This is a genomic window from Pseudomonas sp. ARP3 (genome assembly GCF_001029595.1).
In the GTDB taxonomy this organism is placed as follows: Bacteria; Pseudomonadota; Gammaproteobacteria; order Pseudomonadales; family Pseudomonadaceae; genus Aquipseudomonas; species Aquipseudomonas rhodesiae.
Map to the genome: position 1 here is coordinate 1 of NZ_LEKF01000035.1, position 22,444 is coordinate 22,444.

Annotated in this window: 17 protein-coding genes and 2 pseudogenes; 14 read left to right on the forward strand and 5 right to left on the reverse strand. The window is 55.2% G+C overall.

The genetic code is table 11. The features are described from left to right. The first annotated feature begins 138 nt into the window (after positions 1 to 138). From ABX75_RS26740 to ABX75_RS26750, 3 genes are read left to right on the forward strand one after another with little or no spacing between them, the layout of a single operon-like run. Positions 139 to 1,959, forward strand: coding sequence for a glucosamine 6-phosphate synthetase (locus tag ABX75_RS26740; protein WP_047882993.1), 1,821 nt, complete (start codon positions 139 to 141; stop codon positions 1,957 to 1,959). A gap of 15 nt (positions 1,960 to 1,974) precedes the next feature. Next, entirely contained in the window at positions 1,975 to 3,204 is a 1,230-nt protein-coding gene (locus ABX75_RS26745) for a glycosyltransferase family 4 protein (protein ID WP_047882994.1), read from the forward strand. Further along, positions 3,201 to 3,797 carry a sugar transferase gene (locus ABX75_RS26750; RefSeq protein ID WP_034137459.1) on the forward strand — a complete coding sequence of 199 codons (597 nt, stop codon included), beginning with the start codon at positions 3,201 to 3,203 and terminating at the stop codon, positions 3,795 to 3,797. The genes ABX75_RS26745 and ABX75_RS26750 overlap by 4 nt, the downstream gene beginning before the upstream one ends. 178 nt (positions 3,798 to 3,975) lie before the next feature. On the opposite strand, the pseudogene ABX75_RS29825 reads toward ABX75_RS26750, so the two are convergent. From ABX75_RS29825 to ABX75_RS29275, 3 genes and pseudogenes are all read right to left on the reverse strand, one after another. After that, positions 3,976 to 4,588, reverse strand: a pseudogene (locus tag ABX75_RS29825) (IS66 family transposase zinc-finger binding domain-containing protein); the annotation flags it as partial. Between the two features lie 18 nt (positions 4,589 to 4,606). Then, positions 4,607 to 4,936, reverse strand: coding sequence for an IS66 family insertion sequence element accessory protein TnpB (gene tnpB, locus ABX75_RS28860; RefSeq protein ID WP_231980864.1), 330 nt, complete (start codon positions 4,934 to 4,936; stop codon positions 4,607 to 4,609). Positions 4,937 to 5,389: 453 nt separating this feature from the next. Beyond that, positions 5,390 to 6,544: a hypothetical protein gene (locus ABX75_RS29275; protein WP_144419331.1), complete on the reverse strand. Its 1,155-nt coding sequence runs from the start codon at positions 6,542 to 6,544 to the stop codon at positions 5,390 to 5,392. Positions 6,545 to 6,916: 372 nt separating this feature from the next. Here ABX75_RS29275 and ABX75_RS29280 point away from each other — a divergent pair. The 6 genes and pseudogenes from ABX75_RS29280 to ABX75_RS26780 all read left to right on the forward strand — a co-directional run. Further along, positions 6,917 to 7,161 (forward strand): annotated as a pseudogene (locus ABX75_RS29280) (IS3 family transposase); the annotation flags it as partial. 471 nt (positions 7,162 to 7,632) lie between these two features. Further along, positions 7,633 to 8,805: a DegT/DnrJ/EryC1/StrS aminotransferase family protein gene (locus ABX75_RS26760; RefSeq protein WP_047882996.1), complete on the forward strand. Its 1,173-nt coding sequence runs from the start codon at positions 7,633 to 7,635 to the stop codon at positions 8,803 to 8,805. 183 nt (positions 8,806 to 8,988) lie between these two features. After that, the gene (locus tag ABX75_RS26765) at positions 8,989 to 10,983 is read left to right on the forward strand and encodes a nucleoside-diphosphate sugar epimerase/dehydratase (protein ID WP_034137492.1); all 1,995 of its coding nucleotides are present in this window, start codon (positions 8,989 to 8,991) and stop codon (positions 10,981 to 10,983) included. A gap of 111 nt (positions 10,984 to 11,094) precedes the next feature. Beyond that, complete coding sequence (locus ABX75_RS26770; protein WP_034137461.1) at positions 11,095 to 11,427, forward strand: ComEA family DNA-binding protein; 333 nt, start codon at positions 11,095 to 11,097, stop codon at positions 11,425 to 11,427. Between the two features lie 175 nt (positions 11,428 to 11,602). Next, positions 11,603 to 12,247, forward strand: a complete 645-nt coding sequence (locus tag ABX75_RS26775; RefSeq protein ID WP_047882997.1) for a GntR family transcriptional regulator — start codon at positions 11,603 to 11,605, stop codon at positions 12,245 to 12,247. A 13-nt stretch (positions 12,248 to 12,260) separates the two neighbouring features. Beyond that, positions 12,261 to 13,109, forward strand: coding sequence for a DUF1989 domain-containing protein (locus tag ABX75_RS26780; RefSeq protein WP_047882998.1), 849 nt, complete (start codon positions 12,261 to 12,263; stop codon positions 13,107 to 13,109). Positions 13,110 to 13,117: 8 nt separating this feature from the next. Here ABX75_RS26780 and ABX75_RS28865 read toward each other — a convergent pair whose 3' ends face one another. Together ABX75_RS28865 and eat are read right to left on the reverse strand one after the other, a co-directional pair. Next, entirely contained in the window at positions 13,118 to 13,285 is a 168-nt protein-coding gene (locus ABX75_RS28865; RefSeq protein ID WP_012722955.1) for a DUF2897 family protein, read from the reverse strand. Positions 13,286 to 13,395: 110 nt separating this feature from the next. Then, complete coding sequence (eat, locus tag ABX75_RS26785; RefSeq protein ID WP_047882999.1) at positions 13,396 to 14,760, reverse strand: ethanolamine permease; 1,365 nt, start codon at positions 14,758 to 14,760, stop codon at positions 13,396 to 13,398. Positions 14,761 to 15,150: 390 nt separating this feature from the next. Between eat and kdpF the strand changes: the two genes are divergently transcribed. The 5 genes from kdpF to ABX75_RS26810 all read left to right on the forward strand — a co-directional run bounded on the left by kdpF (position 15,151) and on the right by ABX75_RS26810 (position 22,411). Continuing rightward, on the forward strand, positions 15,151 to 15,240 hold the full coding sequence (gene kdpF, locus ABX75_RS26790; protein WP_003218754.1) for a K(+)-transporting ATPase subunit F: 90 nt from the start codon (positions 15,151 to 15,153) through the stop codon (positions 15,238 to 15,240). Positions 15,241 to 15,249: 9 nt separating this feature from the next. Continuing rightward, positions 15,250 to 16,944 carry a potassium-transporting ATPase subunit KdpA gene (gene kdpA / locus ABX75_RS26795; RefSeq protein ID WP_034137464.1) on the forward strand — a complete coding sequence of 565 codons (1,695 nt, stop codon included), beginning with the start codon at positions 15,250 to 15,252 and terminating at the stop codon, positions 16,942 to 16,944. Between the two features lie 5 nt (positions 16,945 to 16,949). Beyond that, the gene (kdpB, locus tag ABX75_RS26800; RefSeq protein ID WP_034112537.1) at positions 16,950 to 19,013 is read left to right on the forward strand and encodes a potassium-transporting ATPase subunit KdpB; all 2,064 of its coding nucleotides are present in this window, start codon (positions 16,950 to 16,952) and stop codon (positions 19,011 to 19,013) included. An 84-nt stretch (positions 19,014 to 19,097) separates the two neighbouring features. Then, complete coding sequence (gene kdpC, locus ABX75_RS26805; protein ID WP_047883000.1) at positions 19,098 to 19,643, forward strand: potassium-transporting ATPase subunit KdpC; 546 nt, start codon at positions 19,098 to 19,100, stop codon at positions 19,641 to 19,643. A 116-nt stretch (positions 19,644 to 19,759) separates the two neighbouring features. After that, the gene (locus tag ABX75_RS26810) at positions 19,760 to 22,411 is read left to right on the forward strand and encodes a sensor histidine kinase KdpD (protein WP_047883001.1); all 2,652 of its coding nucleotides are present in this window, start codon (positions 19,760 to 19,762) and stop codon (positions 22,409 to 22,411) included. The last annotated feature ends 33 nt before the right edge of the window (positions 22,412 to 22,444 follow it).

The following is a 22,444-nucleotide window of genomic DNA, read 5'->3' on the forward strand; positions in this document are numbered from 1 at the left end:
CTGGCTGAAACCTTGGGCAAGGCCGAGTTGAAGGGTCGCACGTTCGGGGATACTGAGTTCGTGATAGGACATAGTGGCAGCACCGTACCGGAAAGGTCAGGTGTTGCACTCAGTTTTTGCGGCCGCCGGGTTTAAACTATGTGCGGGATATTTGGTATTGTTTCTTCATCCGCCGTGGTCGAAAAGGATTTGGCTTTTTTGGCTCGGCATGCGATGCAACGTGGTAGAGATTCAAGTGGTTTTTTGATGTGGGACTCGTCCACCTATAAAGCTACAAGAGCCGACTACGATGTTGTCTCACTCTTGAAGCGAAATCCGGTAAGAAATGCCACCTTGGTGGTAGGCCATAGCCGCTTGATAACTAATGGGCTTTCCGATAATCAGCCAGTCGTGCGTGAAAATATCTGCGTATTCCATAACGGTATCATTGTGAATGATGCTGAAATCTGGGATCAGATCACGCCAGAGCGCAAGTTGGAAATAGACAGTGAGGTTATCGCCGCTATTACCGAGCAATACCTGGCTAATAATGTCGATCTGAGCGGCCTTGCCGCTGCGGTCCTTTCTCTTTGTAAGGGCGTGGTTGCGTGCGCAATCCTTTTGCCTGAGCGTGGAAAGGCATTGATTTTTTCCAACAACGGCAGTCTGTACGTAGGCGAATCAAATGGAAATGTCTGTTTTTCGTCCGAGCGCTTCCCGCTAGCTGAAATCGGTTGTACCTCTATCAAGCAGGTACGTGAGGATGCGATAGAAATTGATATCCCTACCTCATCGAAACTGACGGTGTCTGATGATAACCGTCGTGTTCACAACCTGATTCCGCCGTTTAAATTTAATCAGATCGAGGAGAAGTTGCTAGAGTTCAACACTCCAGAATTGCGGCGCTGTACCAAATGCATTCTTCCGGAGACCATGCCTTATATTACATTTGACGCGATTGGCGTATGTAATTATTGCAACACTTACAAGCTTCGGAATGTGCCTAAGCCGAAGCAGGAAATCTTTGATCTGGTAGCGCCTTATCGCCGTAATGGTGCACTGGATTGTATTGTGCCTTTTTCCGGAGGACGCGATAGTTGTTACGGTTTGCACTTGATAGTTAAAGAGCTGGGCATGAATCCAGTGACGTATACCTATGATTGGGGAATGGTCACGGATTTGGGGCGCCGCAATATCAGTAGGATGTGTGCTGAGCTGGGTGTCGAAAATATTATCATTGCTGATGATCTTGACAAGAAGAGAAATAATATTGCAGTCAACTTGAAGGCTTGGCTGAAGTCTCCGCACCTCGGGATGATTAGTATTCTGACCGCAGGTGACAAACACTTTTTCCGCCATGTGGAGACCGTTAAGCGTCAAACAGGTGTTGGTTTGAACTTGTGGGGTGTGAATCCATTGGAAGTTACACACTTCAAAGCAGGCTTTCTCGGTATACCGCCTGACTTTGAGGAAAAGCGTGTTTACATGCATGGTTGGCAAAAGCAAATTGAGTACCAGAGCCTGCGCTTCAAGGCTATGTTGAAGAGCCCTGGCTATTTTAATTCGTCCCTCTGGGATACGTTGTCCGGTGAATATTACAGAAGTTTCACCGAGAAAAAAGATTACTATCATATCTTTGATTACTGGAGCTGGGATGAGAAAACCATCGATGACACGTTGATTGGTGAATACGATTGGGAGACGGCTGTCGATACCAGCACTACCTGGCGCATCGGTGATGGCACGGCGGCGTTTTATAATTATATTTACTACACAGTTGCAGGTTTCTCTGAACATGATACGTTCCGCAGTAACCAGATTCGTGAAGGCGTCATGACGCGTGAGCGAGCACTTGAACTTGTACGGGATGAAAATCAACCAAGATATCAAAATATACGCTGGTACCTTGATGCTTTAGGTATGGACTTTAGTGATGTTATAAAAACTATTAACTCTATACCAAAACTGTACAAATTTTAAATCGGTCTGATTTTGATGAATAAGACATTCTGGTACATCACAAAGTATTTTTCTCCTAAAACCGCCAGCAGTCCGGGAGGGCGCGGCTGGTTTCTGGTTGAAGAAATGCAGAAGGCCGGTTGTGAGGCTGTAGTCATTACGTCTGACTCGAACAATTTGGTCGACGTTCCCGAGTTGTCCCGACGGGTGACCACGCAGGAAGTATCTGGCGTGAAAATTGTTTGGCTTAAAACCTTGAAGTATTCCGTTGCCAAATCATCTCGCAGGATTTTGAGTTGGCTTCACTTCGAATGGAATATTCTGCTTCTGGATAAAAAAGGACTTCCACGTCCTGATGTTATCGTTGTCTCCAGCTTGTCGCTTTTCACGATACTTAATGGGTTGTTGCTTCGGCGGAAATACAAGTGTCGATTGGTGTTTGAGGTCCGCGATATTTGGCCGCTCACCATCATTGAAGAGGGAGGATTCAGTAAAGATAATATTTTTGTCAGAGGCTTGTCCTTTCTTGAAAAAATGGCTTATAAAAAGTCAGACGCTATTATCGGTACTATGCCCAATCTCGCTGAGCATGTGAAGAACGAGATCGGGCACGAGCGTCCGGTATTTTGTATTCCGATGGGAGTGAGTGAGGATCATCTTAGTCAAACCAAGACATTGACTGATGACTACCAGAGTACGTTTTTCTCGGTGCCAAAATTCAGAATTGTCCATGCGGGTACTATTGGGATCACCAATGCGCTTGAGCCTTTTTTTGAGGCTGCTGAAGCGCTCAAAGATCATGGCGACATAGAGTTCGTGATGGTCGGGGACGGAGCTCTTAAAAAACAGTTTCAAAAAACGTATGGGCATTTATCGAACCTGGTTTTTGCTCCAAAAGTTTCCAGGGATAGAGTACAGGCTGTTTTGGTTAACGCCGACATACTGTATTTTTCGGTCTACCCTTCAAAGGTCTGGAATTATGGACAATCTTTGAATAAAGTAATCGATTACATGCTTGCGGGTAAGCCGGTTGTTGCTTCATACAGTGGCTACCCTTCTATGATCAATGAGGCGGACTGTGGTGTTTATGTTCCGGCCAGTGATGTAGAAAGTTTGGTAACTTGTATTCTAGAGATGAAATCCCGGACCCCCATTGAGCGTGAAGAGATGGGTATGCGCGGGCGGCAATGGCTGTTGGATAGACGAAGTTATCCTAAGTTAGCCAAGGACTACATGGATGTGATATTCGAGGGACACCATTCATGAAGCGGTTCTTTGATGTCCTGCTCTCCATTCTTGCACTATCCGTCTTATGGCCGGTCATGGTGTGGACAGCATGGGCAGTTCGCAAGAAACTTGGAACACCGGTTATTTTTCGCCAAGTCCGGCCAGGCTTACATGGGAAGCCATTTGAGTTTATTAAGTTTCGCACGATGCGGGACTCTTTTGATTCACAGGGCAACCCGTTACCTGACTCAGAACGGATGACACAATTTGGCCAATTCCTTCGCTCCAGTAGCCTGGACGAACTGCCTGGCTTGTGGAACGTCATCAAGGGCGATATGAGCCTCGTAGGGCCTCGGCCGCTGTTAACTGAATATCTTCCTTTATATACAACTGAACAGGCTCGCCGTCATGATGTTCGTCCGGGGATTACCGGTTGGGCACAAGTGAATGGTCGCAACTCTTTGAGTTGGGAGGCCAAGTTCGAACTAGACGTGTGGTACGTTGATAACCACAGTATCTGGCTAGATGCAAAGATCATCATTATGACGGTGAAGAAAGTGTTTGTTCGTGACGGTATCAGTGCTGAAGGCGAGGCGACCATGTCTCGTTTTCGTGGTAGCGAAAAGAAATAAACAACGTAGCGATCCATAAATCCCACTTTTTGAGATGCGGATTTAATGATTTCCGTGGTATCTCTGGCGTGCAAACCCACGGCAGCGAGGCTTCGAAGAGAGGCTTGTGGTAGGAGCTCAAGTACATGGTGCCGGCATACATAGAGCTCTCGGCCGTTGGCTTTAGCCATCTCGACCAAATCGACGCCGCGTCGACCGAGCACTTTTTCGAAACGAGGCAGTAGCAGACCATCGACATATTGGTCGTTAGCAACATCGGCAACACGGTGGGATAGTCATGCTTTTTTCGATCAGCTGCGCCGGTTTGTCGGCGGTGGTCAGCGCGGTTTTATAGCCATAGCAGGCGTAGACCTTGCTCACATTTTGATCACGCGGATTTGCTTCGGCACGATCTTGAGGTGCTCGCTGATTCCTCACCAATTCTGTGTTTATGGCAACCGTAGGCACATATCAGCTCGTGCTAGGGCAGTTCGTGAATGACTTCAATAAGCGGAAGATCGACGGGCAGAGGCTTGTGTTTGATCATCGCTTGGTCGGAGCTATGACCTCTTCTTCCACCGTGGCGACAGACTCGGCCACGCTTTCAGCTTCGTTTAATAAAGCCATTTGCTGGGTCGCGGGATTGAATGTCTGTTCTGACTAGCGCCCGAAAAGACGCTGACACAACAGCACTTTTCTTCTTCGAGATGAACGATCTTGCCCTTATCTGAATCGCGTTTACTCAGCATTTGCTCAAGCAGTTGCTTAAGCAAGAGAGGGGCGCCAGAAAGGTCTTTGGGCATGAGAACCATTCCATGAATTACACCGAATCAGGCGCCGAATCGAGGCGTCAACATTGGATGTGGCCGGTTACGCCACAAATACATATCGTCCAATAACCAGTTCCGTTTTTGAACCGTCAGCACGCTGGCTTCATCTGGCCAATTCGGCGATGTTTTAAAGCGCTTAAACTCCAGCCACTTTATCCAAAGGTAAAATCCGTTACGTTCCCAATATATAATCTTCACTCGGTTTCGAGGCTTGTTAAGGAGGACGGAAAGCACTGGGCCAAATACTGAGACCTTGATGTCTAGTTCGACCAGAGCCCCTAGGCCGTTGGTGGATTTCCGGAAGTCTAACGGCTTGTGGTACAGATGCACTTTTTCGACTTTGGCATGGGGCCCATCATGTTGGCCGGGCTCCAGAAAGAGATCGGGAGCGCAGCATCTGGCAACAGCTAAGCGCTTTGAGTGTGAGGTTTATGGAGCGCTTACTTTTACTCGATGAAAGTATTCAGCTTTTATGAGAAGCTCATGCTGACAGTGCTTAGAAGTCCGTCGATCAAAACTATAAGAGAGTTTTCTGCAGAGATATTCATCATGCAGCTTCCGTAGGTGGTTCTTTTGTGAAAATCTTCAGGTTAGAGATGCGTTCGCTAGTATCCGAAAATGCATAGCTTTCTATATTGATTAAGTTCTAACGTTGCACGGCAGTTACTGCGCGGGGTCATCTGGCGCCCGCGTTAGCTTTAAGCGCTGTGCGGAGACTTCGCCGATGCAGTTTATCCAGTCCAGCGTTACCACATGATGGTGAGGGAAGGCGACTGTCTGATGTCAATTATAGTTTTTTGCATAACTATAATTTGTTGTGCATCCAGGTTTGGTGACTTTATAGATGGCCCCGTATTCGGCCACTTTGGATGGAGCTATTGTTTCTGGTGCTGAATCAGACGAAGTCCAAGTCCTCAGATTTGAAGTGGTTACATACAGAGCGCCTTCAAACGGAACCATAGCGGTGACCCGTTGGCCGAAGAACGATGAGTCCAGGCCGTCGACCTCCCTATCTGAGTAAGGTATGAAAGTCTCACCTTTTACGTTGCTGAAGAACCTATTGAAAAATTTCCACACTCTTGCTGTGTGATCGTATCGCCAAACTTCACCCTTTGGCCAATACCCGACGAACAAATCACCGCAATACTCTGCCATCGTCTGTGCTTCATAGCCCAAACGCTGATTAGCCAATTCTGCAATTTTCGGAGGTGTCATGCTAGACGGTTTCAGCTCGGTACCATCAAACTCATACAGACGGCCCGTCGGCCATTCTCCTAGTAAGACTTTTCCTTGGTAGGTTATTGAGCTGTAGAATTGTATCGCCCTAGGCTTGGTTAATTGAGTTAGCTCGGGATTAGCACACGAATAAACATCGTTATGCATCGACATCCGGCACCACTCGCCGTCTTTGAAAAGTAATGCATCCCCGTAATTTGTTATAGACAGCACGGCGCCTTCATTCTTGGCATAAACATAAGGAAAAGTGCCTGGCTGGAAGCTGAATATTTTACACTCGCGGTCATTTGGTAGCGGGCATGCTGAAATGGAACCAGAATAAGAGTCAATCTGAAAGTTGTATCCGAGAGCACTATAGTCACTGTCAGCGGTAAAATTTACAGACGTATAACCGCCGAGCCAGTTTTTTTTGTAGCTTATATGATTTGCTCGATCCTCAAAATATAGCGATCCATTATGAACGAAGGCATAACCAGTTCGAAATTTTTTCGAGGGTGGGCTAATTTTTTTAATTTTATAGCTGTGTTCGCTTTCAATAAATTTGTGAATTCCATTAGATCCGCTTTGGGAATACGTTTGCCAATGGTCAACTGGCGAGGATGTCCAGCGCTTCTCTATTCGTTCAGACGAGTTATTCGTAGCGGTTTCTGCAAAGACTCCTTGGGGAATGGCGACAGCATATGCCACGGTAAAGAACTTCAAGCAAAAGCGCGTACTTCTTAACACGGTATAGCCTCTTAATCAGTCATTCATTTTTTATCAAACTCAGCTTTACCTTACGCAAAGGAGCAAGGCGGTGGGGCATCTCCTTCCAAAGGCATCCCGCCTGATGGCGCAACCAGGAGCATGGCGGCGTATTCTACAAGCTACCGTCGGGCATGTCAGTTGACTTATGATCGATTGGCCAGGTGCCCCTGTGAGTCACCGGCATCACCAAAAAAGTAGATTGGCTAGTACAGTGGTTTCGGTAGTCTTTGGTATGGAGCCAGCAGGCGCTGGTGCATGCATCGACATGCGATTCCTGTCTCGGTCGCAGTGTAAAAAATCAGATGCTAACCGCAAAGGCACTGATGGTTTGCCGGTCAGGGCGCCGCACGCGTTTGGGGTGGGGGGGGCATGCGCTGGTACGATAACAAATACCGGCACGGCCGAATCCGGTTCTTCACACGGGCTGAACGACATCAAGGGCTGGACCATCAGGTCTTCGCCCGGCGACATGAGTTGTACGAACGAGCCAAAGAGCAAAAAGGCCGGAACGGTGGTCGGATCGAACGCGTAACCGGGAGCCACTCGGCATTGTTAGACGGTTGATGCGATAACAACCTTGAAAAATGCCGGAATTTAGAGCCCGAAGGTGGACTGCCCCGAAGTCATTGAGGAAAATATTCTGCTTGCGTTACAAATCAGGGCGCTCCCCCCCTACCTTGGTTCAGGCCAATAGAGGGTATTCTGCTTAGGTCATTCTCTGATGCCGTCGAGAGGGGGCGTTTGTGTCAATTCATTGGGGGGCTGGGAAGGCATGCTCACTAGTAAAGGACGGATGCGCTCGCGACGCACAGTATTTCTGCGTGAAGTGAGCTTTCCCAGAGAAGCTAAAGGAGCAAAGTAGGCAGACTAGATTTGCGCTTTTCGTATTATTTTTGAACGTAGGGCTTTACAAACTTGATGCAAAGCGACTTATTTTTTGAACATTAGCGCACTAGCTGATCGTATAGCCTGTATTGGGTAATTTTCCATGGGGGTCATAACGGCTGGTATGCTAACTGAAAGAGTTATTCAATAGGGACTTTATGCTTAATACACCTTTTTCACCTTGGCCAAGTTTTACCTTTCAAGAGGCTGATGCGGTCCGTGATGTGATTTTGTCTAACAAAGTCAACTATTGGACAGGACAGGAATGCCGATTGTTCGAAAAGAGCTTCGCATCCTGGGTTGGGTCTACACATGCGGTTGCCCTAGCTAATGGCACGCTAGCGTTAGATGTAGCCCTGTTGGCGTTGGGTATTGGGGAGGGTGACGAGGTGATTGTTACACCTCGGACTTTTCTTGCGTCTGTATCGAGTATTGTTAACGCTGGTGCGATTCCGGTTTTCGCCGAGGTGGACCGGGATACTCAAAACATCACTGCTGATACGATTCGCTCCGTGCTCACACCTCGATCAAGAGCGATTATCTGTGTGCATCTTGCCGGTTGGCCTTGCGATATGGATCCAATCATGGCCTTAGCCGAGAAGCACGATCTCAAGGTCATCGAAGACTGCGCTCAGGCGCATGGCGCTCAATACAAAAAACGTTCAGTAGGCTCCATCGGTCATATTGGCGCCTGGTCGTTCTGCCAGGACAAAATCATGACGACTGGCGGGGAAGGAGGGATGGTCACTACCAGTGACCCAGAGTTGTGGTCGCGCATGTGGTCTTACAAGGATCACGGTAAATCCTGGCCGGCGGTCTATGAGCGCGAGCACCCTTCTGGCTTCCGATGGCTTCATGAAAGCTTCGGTACTAACTGGAGAATGATGGAGGTACAGGGGGCAATCGGGCGTATCCAGTTGGAACGGATGGCTAGTTGGAGCGCTGCGCGACAGGGAAATGCTGAGCGTATTTGGGATGCTGCGCGAGCTTTTTCTGGTTTGCGCGTTCCTGACGTGCCTATGGAAATCAAACACGCGGCGTACAAGTGCTACATATTCGTCGAATCATCCGCGCTAAATGAAGGTTGGTCGCGCGACCGCATTCTGAATGAAATCAACGCACTTGGTGTGCCTTGCTATTCAGGCTCATGTTCTGAAGTCTATTTGGAAAAAGCGTTTGACCAAACCGGCTGGCGGCCGCAAGTAAGACTGCCCGTTGCTAGAGAACTTGGCGAATCCAGCCTAATGTTTTTGGTGCATCCAACACTTACTGAGGCTGAAATTAGTAAGACATGTGAAGTGCTGGCTGAAGTCATGGCCAAGGCATGTTAATTGATGAACTGACGCTGTCGTACGACTCAATGGCCGTCATTCAACGGGTCATGACAGTGATAAGGCTTCCCTAGCACCTGCACTTAATGCGGTGAGAATTTGCCAAGCTAGAAAGCGGTACGGAGCCGTACGATGAAAAATGATGCGTCAAAACAGGAGCGGTGTGAGGTGGACGAAGGATTTATGGAAAGGGTTCGGACATGTCTGGTTGGACTGCCGCGCCGGAAAAAAAGATTGATCCAGGTCTCTACTGATGTATTGGTGGTCTGGTGTGCGCTCTGGCTGGCATTCGTCGTTCGACTCGGCGTTGACGAAATGATCAATCCCTTCTTCGATCATCTCTGGTTATTTCTAGCTGCGCCTGTGGTTGCAATACCTTTGTTCATACGTTTCGGTATGTACCGCGCAGTTATGCGTTATTTCGGTAATGATGCGCTCATCGCCATTATTAAGGCAGTCAGCCTGTCAGCGCTGATTTTAGGGGTTGTCGTATACTGGTATAGCAATCATCAACATGTTATTCCCCGTTCTATTATTTTCAATTACTGGTGGCTCAGTCTTATTATGGTGGGTGGCTTGAGATTGGGAATGCGCCAGTATTTCTTGGGTGACTGGTTTTCCGCAACTCAACACGTTCCCTTTACGAGCCGAGAAGACGGTTTACCTCGAGTAGCCATTTATGGTGCGGGCGCCGCGGGAAACCAATTAGTAGCCGCTCTCAGAATGGGACGGGTCATGAGGCCTGTAGCGTTTATCGACGATGATAGCAGCATCAGTGATCGCGTTATTTCTGGGCTTCAAGTCTATAAACCAAAACATATTCAACGGATGATTGACGTCACAGGGGCGGAGGAGATTCTGCTCGCTATTCCTTCATCTAATCGTGCGCGTCGACGTGAGATTCTTGGGTTCCTTGAAAGTTTTCCGCTTCATGTACGCAGTGTTCCTGGCTTTATGGATTTGGCGAGTGGTCGGGTCAAAGTAGACGATATCCAAGAAGTTGATATCGCTGATTTGTTGGGTCGTGATGCCGTACCTGCTCAAGAGGAATTATTGGAACATTGTATCAAGGGGCAGAGCGTTCTAGTTACGGGGGCTGGTGGTTCCATTGGCTCTGAGTTGTGCCGACAAATTTTGACGCTCCGTCCGATGACTCTGTTGCTGTTCGAACATAGTGAATTCAATCTTTACAGTATTCTTTCTGAACTTGAGCAGCGCATTAGTCGTGAATCCTTATCTGTGAAATTACTTCCGATTTTAGGGTCTGTGCGCAATCAGTCGAAACTCCTTGATGTGATGAGAACTTGGCGTGTAGATACTGTCTACCATGCCGCAGCTTATAAACATGTTCCGATGGTCGAGCACAATATCGCCGAAGGTGTTTTGAATAATGTTATTGGTACACTTAATACTGCACAAGCTGCACTGCAGGCAGGGGTTGCCAACTTCGTTTTGATTTCCACGGACAAGGCTGTACGTCCAACTAATGTCATGGGTAGTACCAAACGGTTGGCCGAGCTAACCCTGCAGGCTCTAAGCCGTGAGTTGGCTCCGGTGTTGTTTGGGGATAGGTCCAATATTTCACGTGTGAATAAAACCCGATTTACAATGGTCCGCTTTGGTAATGTTTTAGGGTCGTCGGGCTCGGTTATTCCGCTATTTCATAGGCAAATCAAATCTGGTGGCCCTCTCACGGTTACCCACCCGAAAATTACTCGATACTTCATGACGATCCCTGAGGCCGCACAGTTGGTTATCCAGGCGGGCTCTATGGGGCAGGGTGGGGATGTATTTGTACTGGACATGGGGGAACCGGTAAAAATCGTCGAACTGGCAGAAAAGATGATTCATCTGTCCGGTCTGAGCATACGCTCGGACAAAAACATCCACGGTGATATTGCGATTGAATTTACCGGCTTACGTCCCGGCGAAAAACTTTATGAAGAGTTACTCATCGGTGACAACGTGGTCGCCACTCGACACCCTATGATCATGAGTGCAAATGAGGATCATCTCCCATGGGAGATATTGAAAGTCAGGTTGGCCGAGTTGCTATCGGCCTTAGATCAGGACGATTACGTTAGTGTCCGCTTACTGCTGCGAGATACTGTCAGCGGTTACACCCCGGATGGTGAAATTGTAGACTGGATTCATCAGCAACGCCGACTTGATCCCTGAGCTCACACCCAGTTACGTACTCACTTTTGACACCCTCCAGCCATCGACTAAGTTAGAAAAGCAGCTTCGGAAAAGCTGCTTTTTTCTAAACGATGTCATGGAGCTTCACCAATGCAAAACACCTATATCTCCTCCCTTGTTTTCGCTTTCCTCACCACTCTCTCCCTAGCCACTACAGCAGCCCAGTCAGTCAAACCCGCAGCCCCAGGCCCGATCACCGCGCTGATTACCCAGGTCGAGCAGTCCGCCAAGGTGAACCTTAATGCCGCCGATGCCGAAACCCTGCGCCGCGATCTTTTCGGGGTCGGTGCTGCCAAAGCCAAGGCTATTGTCGCTTACCGTGAAACCAATGGTCCGTTCACTGCGGTGGATGAGCTGCTGGAAGTGAAGGGCATCGGCAAGGCGTTGCTGGAAAAGAATCGCGATAGGCTGGAAATCAAATAAGCACCCGAAGGCCGGTCATTAACCGGCCTTCTTCCATTGTTCATCGGAAAACTAACCCTCCCGATGTACATAATCCACATTTTCGCCATCGGCAATGGACCTCATCGACAGCCGATACTGGCACAAATATTGTGTACCTCTACACAAAAGATTGTTCAACAATCCCGAGGTACTTATGCCAGCAAACTTGTCTCTAGCCGACCAAATCGCGCTGGAACTACGGGCCGATATTATTGGTGGCCGACTCTTGCCTGGAATGGGCTTGGTCGAGGCCGAGTTGGTCAAGTCTTATAACGCCTCGCGCAATACAATCCGCGAAGCCCTGCATCGCTTGGGCCAGGAAGGGCTGACACGCTATGTGCGCAATAAGGGCGTTATGGTCCGGCGGCTGGCACGAGAGGAGGTGCGTGATTTGTTTGTGGTCCGTCGTACTTTGGAGTTGCAAGCTATCGCCCAAAGTGCTGCGCTCACTCGTGAGCAATCCGAGCACATGCAAAACGCTATCGACGCCACCACTCTTGCCCGAGAGCGCGAAGATTGGCGGGCGGTTGCCACTCACAGTTTGATGTTTCACCAGCAGATCGTCGGGTTGCTGCACAGCCCATTGTTCAATGAGTTTTTCGCCCAGGTAATCGCCCAATTACGCCTGGTATTTTGCGCCGCGCCTGATGAGCAGCGTTTCCAGTTGCCCTGGCTGGAACGGGACCGTGAGATCTACGCGTTATTAGCCAATAACAACAAGCCGTCGGCCAGCGAGGCAATGAGCCTCTACCTGGATGATTCCGAACACCTTTCCCTCGCCCTCTTTGATCACCCTTGATGGAGGATTGCCCATGTACAAAGACTACCCCGCCGCCTATCAGGTCAGTAAAGGTTCAGCGTTGCAGGTGGATACGGCATTTTATGAACGCATCCGGGATCGCAAGGATCAACGCCAGTTGATCGAACAGTTCGAAGTGCCGATTCGTACGGGGAGGGCGTGGAAGGTGCCGGCCGGGCATGTGTTTCGTGTGACAACGCCGGTCGGCCCGCAGGTCGGCGATTTCAACGTATGGAACGCCAATGACCCGCGGGAGCGTTTGTGGGCGGCGCGTACCCGGCAATTACAGGGCGCCCATGTCAGCACTCATGACCGGCTATGGTCCAACCTGCCATTTTTACGCCCCTTGGTCACCATCACCGACGACAGCCTGGCCAACTACGGCATCGACGAGCACGGCGGGCGGTTGCACGATCTGCTCGGTACGCGTTGCGACCCCTATGTGAACCGTATGCTCACCGGCGAAGACTTCCATCATCACTGCCATTCGAACCTGACCCGGGCGGTGTTACCCCACGGCCTGACGGAGTTCGATGTGCATGACGTGTTGAATATTTTCCAATGCACGGGCCTCAATCATGACGACATGTACTTCATGAAAGCCTGCCCCGCGCAGAAGGGTGATTACCTGGAGTTCTTTGCCGAGATCGATCTGCTGTGTGCGCTGTCGACCTGCCCGGGTGGGGATTTGTCGCTGCCGATGTGGGGGCCGGAGGCGCAAGACCCGCTGACGGTGTGCCGACCGCTGGGCGTGGAGATCTATAAATTGGGGGATGAATTGCTGAGTGGCTGGAGCCAGCCGGAGCGTGCTGCCTATAAAGGGCAGCACGGTTTGCAGATTGCCAAGGCGGATTGGGAGTAACTCAAGATTCAACGATCCTGCGCATCCTTAGCATCCGCCTGCGCATTTCGTTCGGCCACGCGCTTGCGTTGTTCGTCGGTCAGTTCAACCTTGTTGGCGCTGTCTCGCAGCATCATCAGGCCACCGACGATCGACCCGATCGCGACCACTAAAATCAACCATGCATACCACGGCATAACGCTCTCCTTGAGGCAGATTGCCGTGGGAGGGTTTTCCCACGGGAATAACTGCTTTGAGTTACAGGCTTTCTGAGTAGTTCAGTGTAGGCCTGTTCTGCCTCAAAACTTTAGAGCCCGGTCAACATTGCATCCGCGGGTGCATCGGCGCGGTCTTGGGCGGTCATCTGGAAGTAGATGAACCCCACCACCATAAAGCCCAGGAAGATCAGCCCGATCAGTGCGTTGAACCAGGCCATGGCCACCAGGCATACAACCGCCAACACCAGCGCAATGCCAGGCACGATCGGATAACCTGGCGCGCGGAAGGTGCGTTCCAGCAGGGGTTCGGTCTTACGCAATTTGAACAGGCTAAGCATGCTCATGATGTACATCACGATTGCGCCGAATACGGCCATGGTGATCATTGCGGCGGTCAGGGTCATGCCGCCCAGGTTGATCAGGCCGTCGCTGTAGATGGCCGCGATACCGACCACGCCACCGGCGATGATGGCGTGGTGCGGTGTCTGAAAGCGCGACAACTTGGCGAGGGAAGAGGGCAGGTAGCCGGCGCGGGCGAGGGCGAAGAACTGGCGCGAGTAGCCCAGGATGATGCCGTGGAAACTCGCCACAAGACCGAAGAGACCGATCCACACCAGCATGTGCAACCAACCGGAGCTGTCGCCCACCACAGTTTTCATGGCTTGTGGCAATGGGTCGTTGATGTTCGACAGGGTGCGCCAGTCGCCCACGCCGCCCGCGAAGAACATCACGCCCATGGCCAGGATCACCAGGGTCAGGATGCCGCTGATGTAGGCTTTTGGAATGGTGCGCTTGGGATCTTTCGCCTCTTCGGCGGCCATGGCCGCGCCCTCGATGGCGAGGAAGAACCAGATGGCGAAGGGGATTGCCGCGAACATGCCGGCAATCGCCGGGGCGCCGAAGGTGTCTGAGCCGGCCCAGCCGTTTAGGGCGAAGTTGCTGAAGCTGAAGGCGGGCGCCACCACACCCATGAACACCAGCAACTCAGCAACGGCAAGCACGCACACCACCAGCTCGAAGGTAGCGGCGAGCTTCACGCCGAGGATGTTCAAGCCCATAAATACGATGTAGGCGCCGACGGCGGCGTGTTTGGGGTCCAGCGCCGGAAACTGCACGTTCAGGTAGGCACCGATGGCCAGGGCAATGGCCGGTGGCGCGAAGACGAATTCGATCAGCGTGGCCAACCCGGCGATCAGGCCGCCTTTCTCACCAAAGGCGCGGCGACTGTAGGCAAACGGCCCGCCGGCGTGGGGAATCGCGGTAGTCAGCTCGGTGAAACTGAAGATAAAGCAGGTGTACATGGCCGCCACCATTAATGAGGTCACCAAGAACCCCAGGGTTCCGGCCACACCCCAGCCGTAGCTCCAGCCGAAGTACTCCCCGGAGATCACCAGCCCGACGGCGATGCCCCAGAGATGCAGGGTGCCCAAGCTGGGTTTTAGTTGTGTGTTCATCGTGTGGCGCTCCTTGAACGGGTTGGAATGATTCAAGGTGTTGCAGCGGCCATGCCATGCTGCGCAACCGTGTCGTAAAGCGGCGCAACTGTCGTGTGGGGGATGGTTTGGCGTTTGAAGTTTTGTGGTGTTGCACCAGTTAGGTGCGGCGGTGGCCGGGCCGGCGCTATCGGGGGCAAGCCCCCTCCCACAGGTTGACCTAGGATGCACCCCGGCCAAATGTTGGAGGAGCTTGCCCCCGCTAGCGTCCACCCCGGCACCCGCACTCGCATAAACCCACTCTTTACGCCGTCTTTACGCCCCGCCCACACCCTCGCTCTCGTTCCTTTACACCACTCCTGCGGACAATTGCCCCACACGCGGCGCTCGCCGCTAAACGGAGAGACTTCCATGAGTGTTCTGGACGGGGTGTCACTGCTATTGGCCGTGGCGCTGTTCATTTATCTGCTGGTTGCGCTGTTACGCGCGGATCGGAACTAGGAGCAGGCTATGCACAGTTATGACTATTGGCTGATCATCGCCTTCTTCGCCGTGGTGCTGGTGCCCGCGCCGTTTCTGGGGCGGTTCTATTACAAGGTGATGGAAGGCCAGCGCACATGGCTGAGCCCGGTACTGGGGCCCGTCGAAAAAGTCTGCTATCGCTTGGCGGGCGTGGACGCGCAGCAGGAACAGAGCTGGCAGAAATACATGCTGGCCCTGTTGGCGTTCAACCTTGCGGGCTTTGTGTTGTTGTTCTCGATCCTGGTGTTTCAAGGTTCTCTGCCACTGAATCCGCAGAAGTTGCCAGGCCAGGAATGGACGCTGGCCTTCAACACAGCGGTCAGTTTCATGACCAACACCAACTGGCAGTCCTACAGCGGCGAGGCGTCCCTGAGCTACCTCAGCCAGATGGCCGGCCTGACTGTGCAGAACTTCGTCAGTGCAGCCACCGGCCTTGCCGTCCTGGTCGCACTTTGCCGTGGGATCGGTCGTAAATCCGCACGCACCTTAGGTAACTTCTGGGTCGATATGACCCGCGCCACCCTCTATGGCCTGCTGCCATTGTGCCTGGTACTGGCGCTGTTCCTGGTGTGGCAGGGTGTACCGCAGACCTTCGCCCACTACGTTGATGCCGTGACGCTGCAGGGCGTGGATCAGGTGATTCCCCTCGGCCCGGCCGCCAGCCAGATTGCGATCAAGCAACTGGGCACCAATGGTGGCGGTTTCTTCGGCGTCAACTCGGCGCATCCGTTCGAAGACCCTACAGCCTGGTCCAACCTGTTCGAGGTGGCGTCGATCATCCTGATTCCGGTGGCGTTGGTATTTACCTTTGGTCACTACGTTAAAGATCTGCGTCAGAGCCGCGCGATCCTCGGCTGCATGCTGGCGTTGTTCCTGATCGGCGGCGCGACCTCGCTGTGGTCCGAGTACCAGCCCAACCCAACCCTGAACAACCCGGCCGTGGAGCAAACCGCACCGCTGGAAGGTAAGGAAGCGCGCTTCGGCACCACCGGCACCGTGCTGTGGTCGGTGACCACCACCGCCGCGTCCAACGGTTCGGTCAACGGCATGCAGGACAGCCTCAGCCCCCTCAGCGGGATGGTGGCGCTGGTCAATATGATGGTCGGCGAAGTGATCTTCGGCGGCGTCGGCGCCGGCATGTACGGCATGTTGCTCAACGTGTTGATCGCGGTATTCCTCGCCGGCCTGATGATTGGCCGCACCCCGGAATACCTTGGCAAGAAACTCCAGGCCAAGGAAGTGCAACTGCTGGTGGTGACCCTGCTGGTGATGCCGGTTGGCGTGCTGGTACTCGGTGCTATCGCCGCCAGCCTGCCGGGCCCGGCTTCCGCCATCAGCAACCCTGGACCCCACGGCTTCAGCCAGTTGCTCTATGCCTACACCTCAGCCAGCGCCAACAACGGCTCAGCGTTCGGCGGCCTGAGTGCCAACACGCCGTTCCACAACCTGATGTTGGGCCTGGGCATGTTGATCGGCCGCTTCGGTTACATCCTCCCGATACTGGCCCTGGCCGGCAGCCTGGCGATGAAAAAGGCCGCACCCATTGGCCAGAACAGCTTCCCGACCCACGGCCCACTGTTTGTGACGCTGTTGACCGTGACCATCTTGCTAGTGGGCGGCCTGACCTTCCTACCGACGCTGGCACTGGGCCCAATTGCTGAACACCTGAGCATGGGCTTCTGAGGGATATGAAAATGAATATGCCTGTAAAAAACGCCGCTCCGGTCAAACCCCAGGAGCCGGCTAAAACCGCGATTTCCGCTCTGTGGCGCCCGGCGCTGATCCAAGCGTTCGTCAAGCTCGACCCACGTCAGTTGCAACGCTCGCCAGTGATGCTGGTGGTGGAACTCACCGCTATCCTCACCACCGTGTTGTGCTTTGTGCCGGACACCGCGGTGCCCACCTTCGTCGCTGTGCAGATCGCAGTGTGGCTATGGTTCACCGTGCTGTTCGCCAACTTCGCCGAAGCCTTGGCCGAGGGGCGTGGCAAGGCCCGCGCCGACAGCCTCAAGGCCGGTAGCGAAGGGCTCAGCGCACGCCGTCAGGAAGCCGATGGCAGCTTCAAGGTGGTGCCGGCCACCAGCCTGCGTAAAGGTGATGTGGTGCGCGTCGCCGCTGGGGAGATGATCCCCGGTGACGGCGAGGTGATCGAAGGCATCGCCGCGGTCAACGAGGCGGCGATCACCGGGGAATCCGCGCCCGTGATCCGGGAGTCCGGCGGCGACCGTTCGGCCGTCACCGGCAACACGCGGCTGGTCTCCGACTGGCTGCTGATCCGCATTACCGCCAACCCCGGCGAATCCACGCTGGACCGCATGATCGCGTTGGTGGAAGGCGCCAAACGCCAGAAAACCCCCAATGAAGTCGCGCTGGATATCCTGCTGATCGGTCTGACCCTGATCTTCCTGCTGGTGGTGGTGACCCTGCAGCCATTCGCCCATTTCGCCAATGGCAGCTTACCGTTGGTGTTCCTCGTCGCACTGCTGGTGACGCTGATTCCTACCACCATCGGCGGCTTGTTGTCGGCTATCGGCATCGCCGGCATGGACCGCCTGGTGCGCCTGAATGTGATCGCCAAGTCCGGTCGTGCCGTGGAAGCGGCGGGGGACGTGCATGTGCTGATGCTCGACAAGACCGGCACCATCACCTTTGGTAACCGCCGTTGCGCGGCGGTGTTTGCCGCGCCAGGCGTGAGCGGGCGGGAATTGGCCGAAGGCGCGCTGCTGGCATCCCTGGCCGATGACACCGCTGAAGGCAAATCCATCGTCGAATACCTGCGCGCCTTGCATCCTCAGGCCGAGCCTACGGTGGATGAGTTGACCGGTGTTCCGTTCAGCGCCGAAACCCGCTTGTCCGGTGTCGACTACCAGGGCCGTGTGTTCCGCAAAGGCGCAGTGGATTCGTTGCTGGCGTTTATCGGCCTGCCACGGGACGGCCTGCCGGCGGCGCTGTCGCGGGAAGTCGACAAAATCGCCCAAAGCGGCGGCACGCCTTTACTGGTGTGCGCCGATGGCAAGTTACTCGGTGCTATTCACCTCAAGGACGTGGTCAAGCCTGGAATTCGCGAACGGTTCGCCGAGCTGCGCAAACTGGGGATTCGCACCGTGATGGTGACCGGCGACAACCCGCTGACCGCCGCCGCGATTGCCGCCGAAGCGGGCGTGGACGACGTGCTCGCCGAAGCCACCCCGGAGAAAAAGCTCGCGCGCATTCGCCACGAACAGAATGACGGCCGCCTGGTCGCGATGTGCGGCGACGGCGCCAACGACGCCCCGGCGCTGGCTCAGGCAGACGTCGGCATGGCCATGAACGACGGCACCCAGGCCGCCCGCGAGGCCGCCAACATGGTCGACCTCGACAGCGACCCCACCAAGTTGCTGGACGTGGTGCAGATCGGCAAGGAACTGCTGGTGACCCGCGGTGCGCTGACCACGTTTTCCATCGCCAACGACGTGGCCAAGTATTTCGCGATCCTGCCGGCGCTGTTCGCCTCGATCTACCCGCAATTGGGCGTGCTCAACGTGATGCACTTGCAGAGCCCGCAGAGCGCAATCCTGTCGGCCATTGTGTTCAACGCGTTGATCATTGTGGTGTTGATCCCATTGGCCCTGCGCGGTGTGCGGGTGCAGGCGGCGAGCGCGGCGGCGTTGCTGCGCCGCAATCTGCTGATCTATGGGCTGGGCGGGATTCTGGTGCCATTCGTGGGCATCAAGGCCATCGACATGCTGCTCACCGCCTTGCACTTGGTGTAATTCCAAACCGTGGCGAGGGAATTTGCTCGGGCAGTGCCCCGGCGCCCTCGCCAGCGGGTTTCTCAACTGATTGAGGATATGAACATGACCCCTATCATTCGCCCAGCCATCAGCCTGTTGGTTCTGATGACGCTGATCACCGGCATCGCCTACCCGTTGGTGGTCACCGGTGTTGCCCAGGTCGCATTTCCCGACCAGGCCAACGGCAGCCTGGTGCGCGATGCCAGCGGCAAAGTACGTGGCTCCAGCCTGATCGCCCAGGACTTTACCGGTGACAGCTGGTTCCACCCGCGTCCATCGGCCGGCGCTTTTGCGACGGTCTCAAGCAGTGCCAGCAACCTTGGCCCAAGCAACCCGGCGCTGGCGACGCGCATCTTCGATGACGCGACCAAGCAATTCGTACCGAGTCAGGGGCCGGTGCCTCTGGCCTCGCTGACTACCTCTGGCAGCGGTCTTGATCCACACTTGCCACCGCAGGCGATTGCCTATCAACTGGCGCGCGTGGCGGCGGCGCGAAATGTGCCGTTGTCGACCTTGCAGCGCTTGCTCGATGAGCATGTCGAAAGCCCGCTGGTGGGCCCGCCAGTGGTGAATGTGTTGGCATTGAACATGGCCTTGGAAAAATTGTAAGCAGTGAACTGCCTTCGCGGGCAAGCCCGCTCCCACAGGAGTACGCATGTGGGAGCGGGCTTGCCCGCGAAGGCGGCCTGAAGCGCAACCAATCAACACCTGAAGGAACCCCGAGCATGAGCGACTCCGGCCGCGCCGATGCCCTGTTAGCCGATCTGCCCCGGCACGGCCGTGGCCGGCTCAAAGTCTTTCTGGGCGCCGCGCCGGGGGTGGGCAAGACCTACGCCATGCTCCAGGCCGCCCATACCCAGCTGCGCCAAGGCGTCAAATTGATCGCCGGCGTAGTCGAAACCCACGGTCGCGCCGAGACCGAAGCCTTGCTCAGCGGCTTGCCGCAGCAACCGCTGGTGCGCAGCGAGTATCGCGGCGTGATGCTGGAAGAGATGGACCTCGACGGCCTGCTCACCGCCAAGCCTAAGCTGGTGCTGGTGGACGAGCTGGCCCACAGCAACGCCCCCGGCAGCCGTCACGAAAAGCGCTGGCAGGACATCCAGGAATTGCTGGCCGCCGGTATCGACGTGTTCACCACGGTCAACGTCCAGCACTTGGAAAGCCTCAACGATCAAGTGCGTGGTATCACCGGCGTGCAGGTCCGCGAAACCCTGCCGGATTGGGTGCTGCAGGAGGCCGACGAGCTGTTGCTGATCGACCTGCCGTCCCGCGAACTGCTGGAGCGCCTGCGCGATGGCAAGGTCTACGTGCCGGAACAGGCGCGCGCAGCCATCGATGCGTTCTTCACCCAAACCAACCTGACGGCCCTGCGCGAGCTGGCGATGCAGGCCGCCGCGGCCCATGTCGACGCTGATCTGGCCCAGGGTTACCGCCAACTCGGTCAAGACGCCCCGGCTGTGCGCGGGCGCTTGCTGGTGGGCGTGGATGGCGATGCGCAGGCCGAACGTCTGGTGCGCCACGCCAGCCGCGTCGCGCAGCGTCGGCATCTGCCCTGGAGCCTGGTGCATATCGATAACGGTCGCGCACGGGACGAGCAATCACGCCTGCGCCTGCAAAACGCCCAGCAACTGGCCGAGCGCCTTGGCGGGGAGGTGGTGTTGTTGCGTGCCGGCGAGGTGGCCAAGACCCTGATCCAACACGCCGCCGAACGCCGCGCCAGCCTGCTGCTGGTGGGGCAGTCGCGCATGCGCTGGCACCGCCGCGTGTTCGGTGGCGGCCTGGCGGCACGCCTGCTGCGCAATGCCCGGGGCCTGGAAATCAACGTGCTCGACAGCGACGATGTGCCGGCCCCGCCGCGTCTGCCGGAAGTGCGCGGCCTGGAGTGGTTCGATTACGCCCTGGCAGTGGTCGCTACCTTGGTGGCAACCGGCGTGGCGTGGGCGGTGTCGAGCGCGCTGCCGTTACCGAATATCTCGCTGGTGTTCCTCGCGGCGGTGTTGCTGGTGGCGGTGCGCAGCAGCCTGGGGCCTTCTTTGGTGTGCGCCGCGCTGTCATTCCTGACCTATGACTTTCTGTTTATTCCGCCCAACTTCTCGTTTGCCATCCAGCGCGAAGAAGACGTACTGACGCTGTTGTTCTTCTTGCTGATGGCGGCGCTTACCGGCAACCTCGCCGCGCGTCAGCGTCGCCAGCTGCAAGCCTTGCGCGATACCCAGGAAGAGACCAGCGAGCTGCTGGACCTGTCACGCAAACTCACCGCCGCCACCGACCGCCAGGCGGTGATCAGCGCGGCTGCCCATCACTTGGAGGGCTGGAGCGATCTGGACCTGTGCCTGGTCAACCGCGACGGCCAGGGCGGCTGGAAGGTCGAGACCGGCGGCCCGCTGACGTTCACCGAAGCCGAGCGCGCCGCCGCCGATTGGGCCTGGCAACACGACCAGCCGGCGGGCATGGGCACCGGCACCTTACCGTTCGGACGCTGGTGGTGGTGGCCGTTGTCGGGGGAAGAAGGGCCGCTGGGCTTACTCGGCGTCAGCGCCAAACCCGGCCTGGAATTGAGCGGCCAGCGCCGTCGCCTGCTCACGGCGTTGAGTCAGCCCCTGGCCCAAGCGTTGGCCCGCGCACAGCTGGCGCAAGAGTTGGAGTCCGCGCGTTTGCACGGTGAAACCGAGCAACTGCGCAGCGCTTTGCTCGCCTCGGTGTCTCACGATCTGCGCACGCCCTTGACGTCCATGCGCGGCAGCATCGACAGCCTGTTGGCCCTCGGCGAGGCGATTCCCTTGGAGGATCGGCGCGAACTGCTCGAAGGCACCCGCGATGAGGCCGAGCGTCTCGACCGCTATATCCAGAATTTGTTGGACATGACGCGCCTGGGCCACGGCGCGCTTAAGCTGGCGCGCGATTGGGTCTCTCCCGGGGATATCGTCGGCAGCGCCCTTGGCCGTTTGCGCGCGGTGCTGGCGCCGTTGCAAGTGAGCACCGATGTGCCGCCCGAATTGCCCCTGCTGTATGTGCATGCGGCATTGATCGAACAGGCGCTGGTCAATGTGCTGGAAAACGCCGCGCGCTTTTCGCCGCCCCACGGGCGCCTGCAACTGAGTGCCGGGGTGGCGGAAAATCAGCTGTTTTTTGCCGTGGCTGATGAGGGGCCGGGCATTCCCGAGGAGGAGCGCGCGAAGATTTTCGATATGTTCTACACCGCTGCGCGTGGCGACCGTGGAGGGCAGGGCACCGGCCTGGGGCTGGCGATCTGCCAAGGGATGGTCGGCGCCCACGGCGGGCATATTCGCGTCGCCGAGGGCATCGATGGGCGCGGCACCTGCATCAGTCTGTTCCTGCCGTTGCCCACCCAGCCTGGCTTGGAACGTGAGCCGTGAGCTACCCTGTTTTTTCTACGGATTTTGATGGAA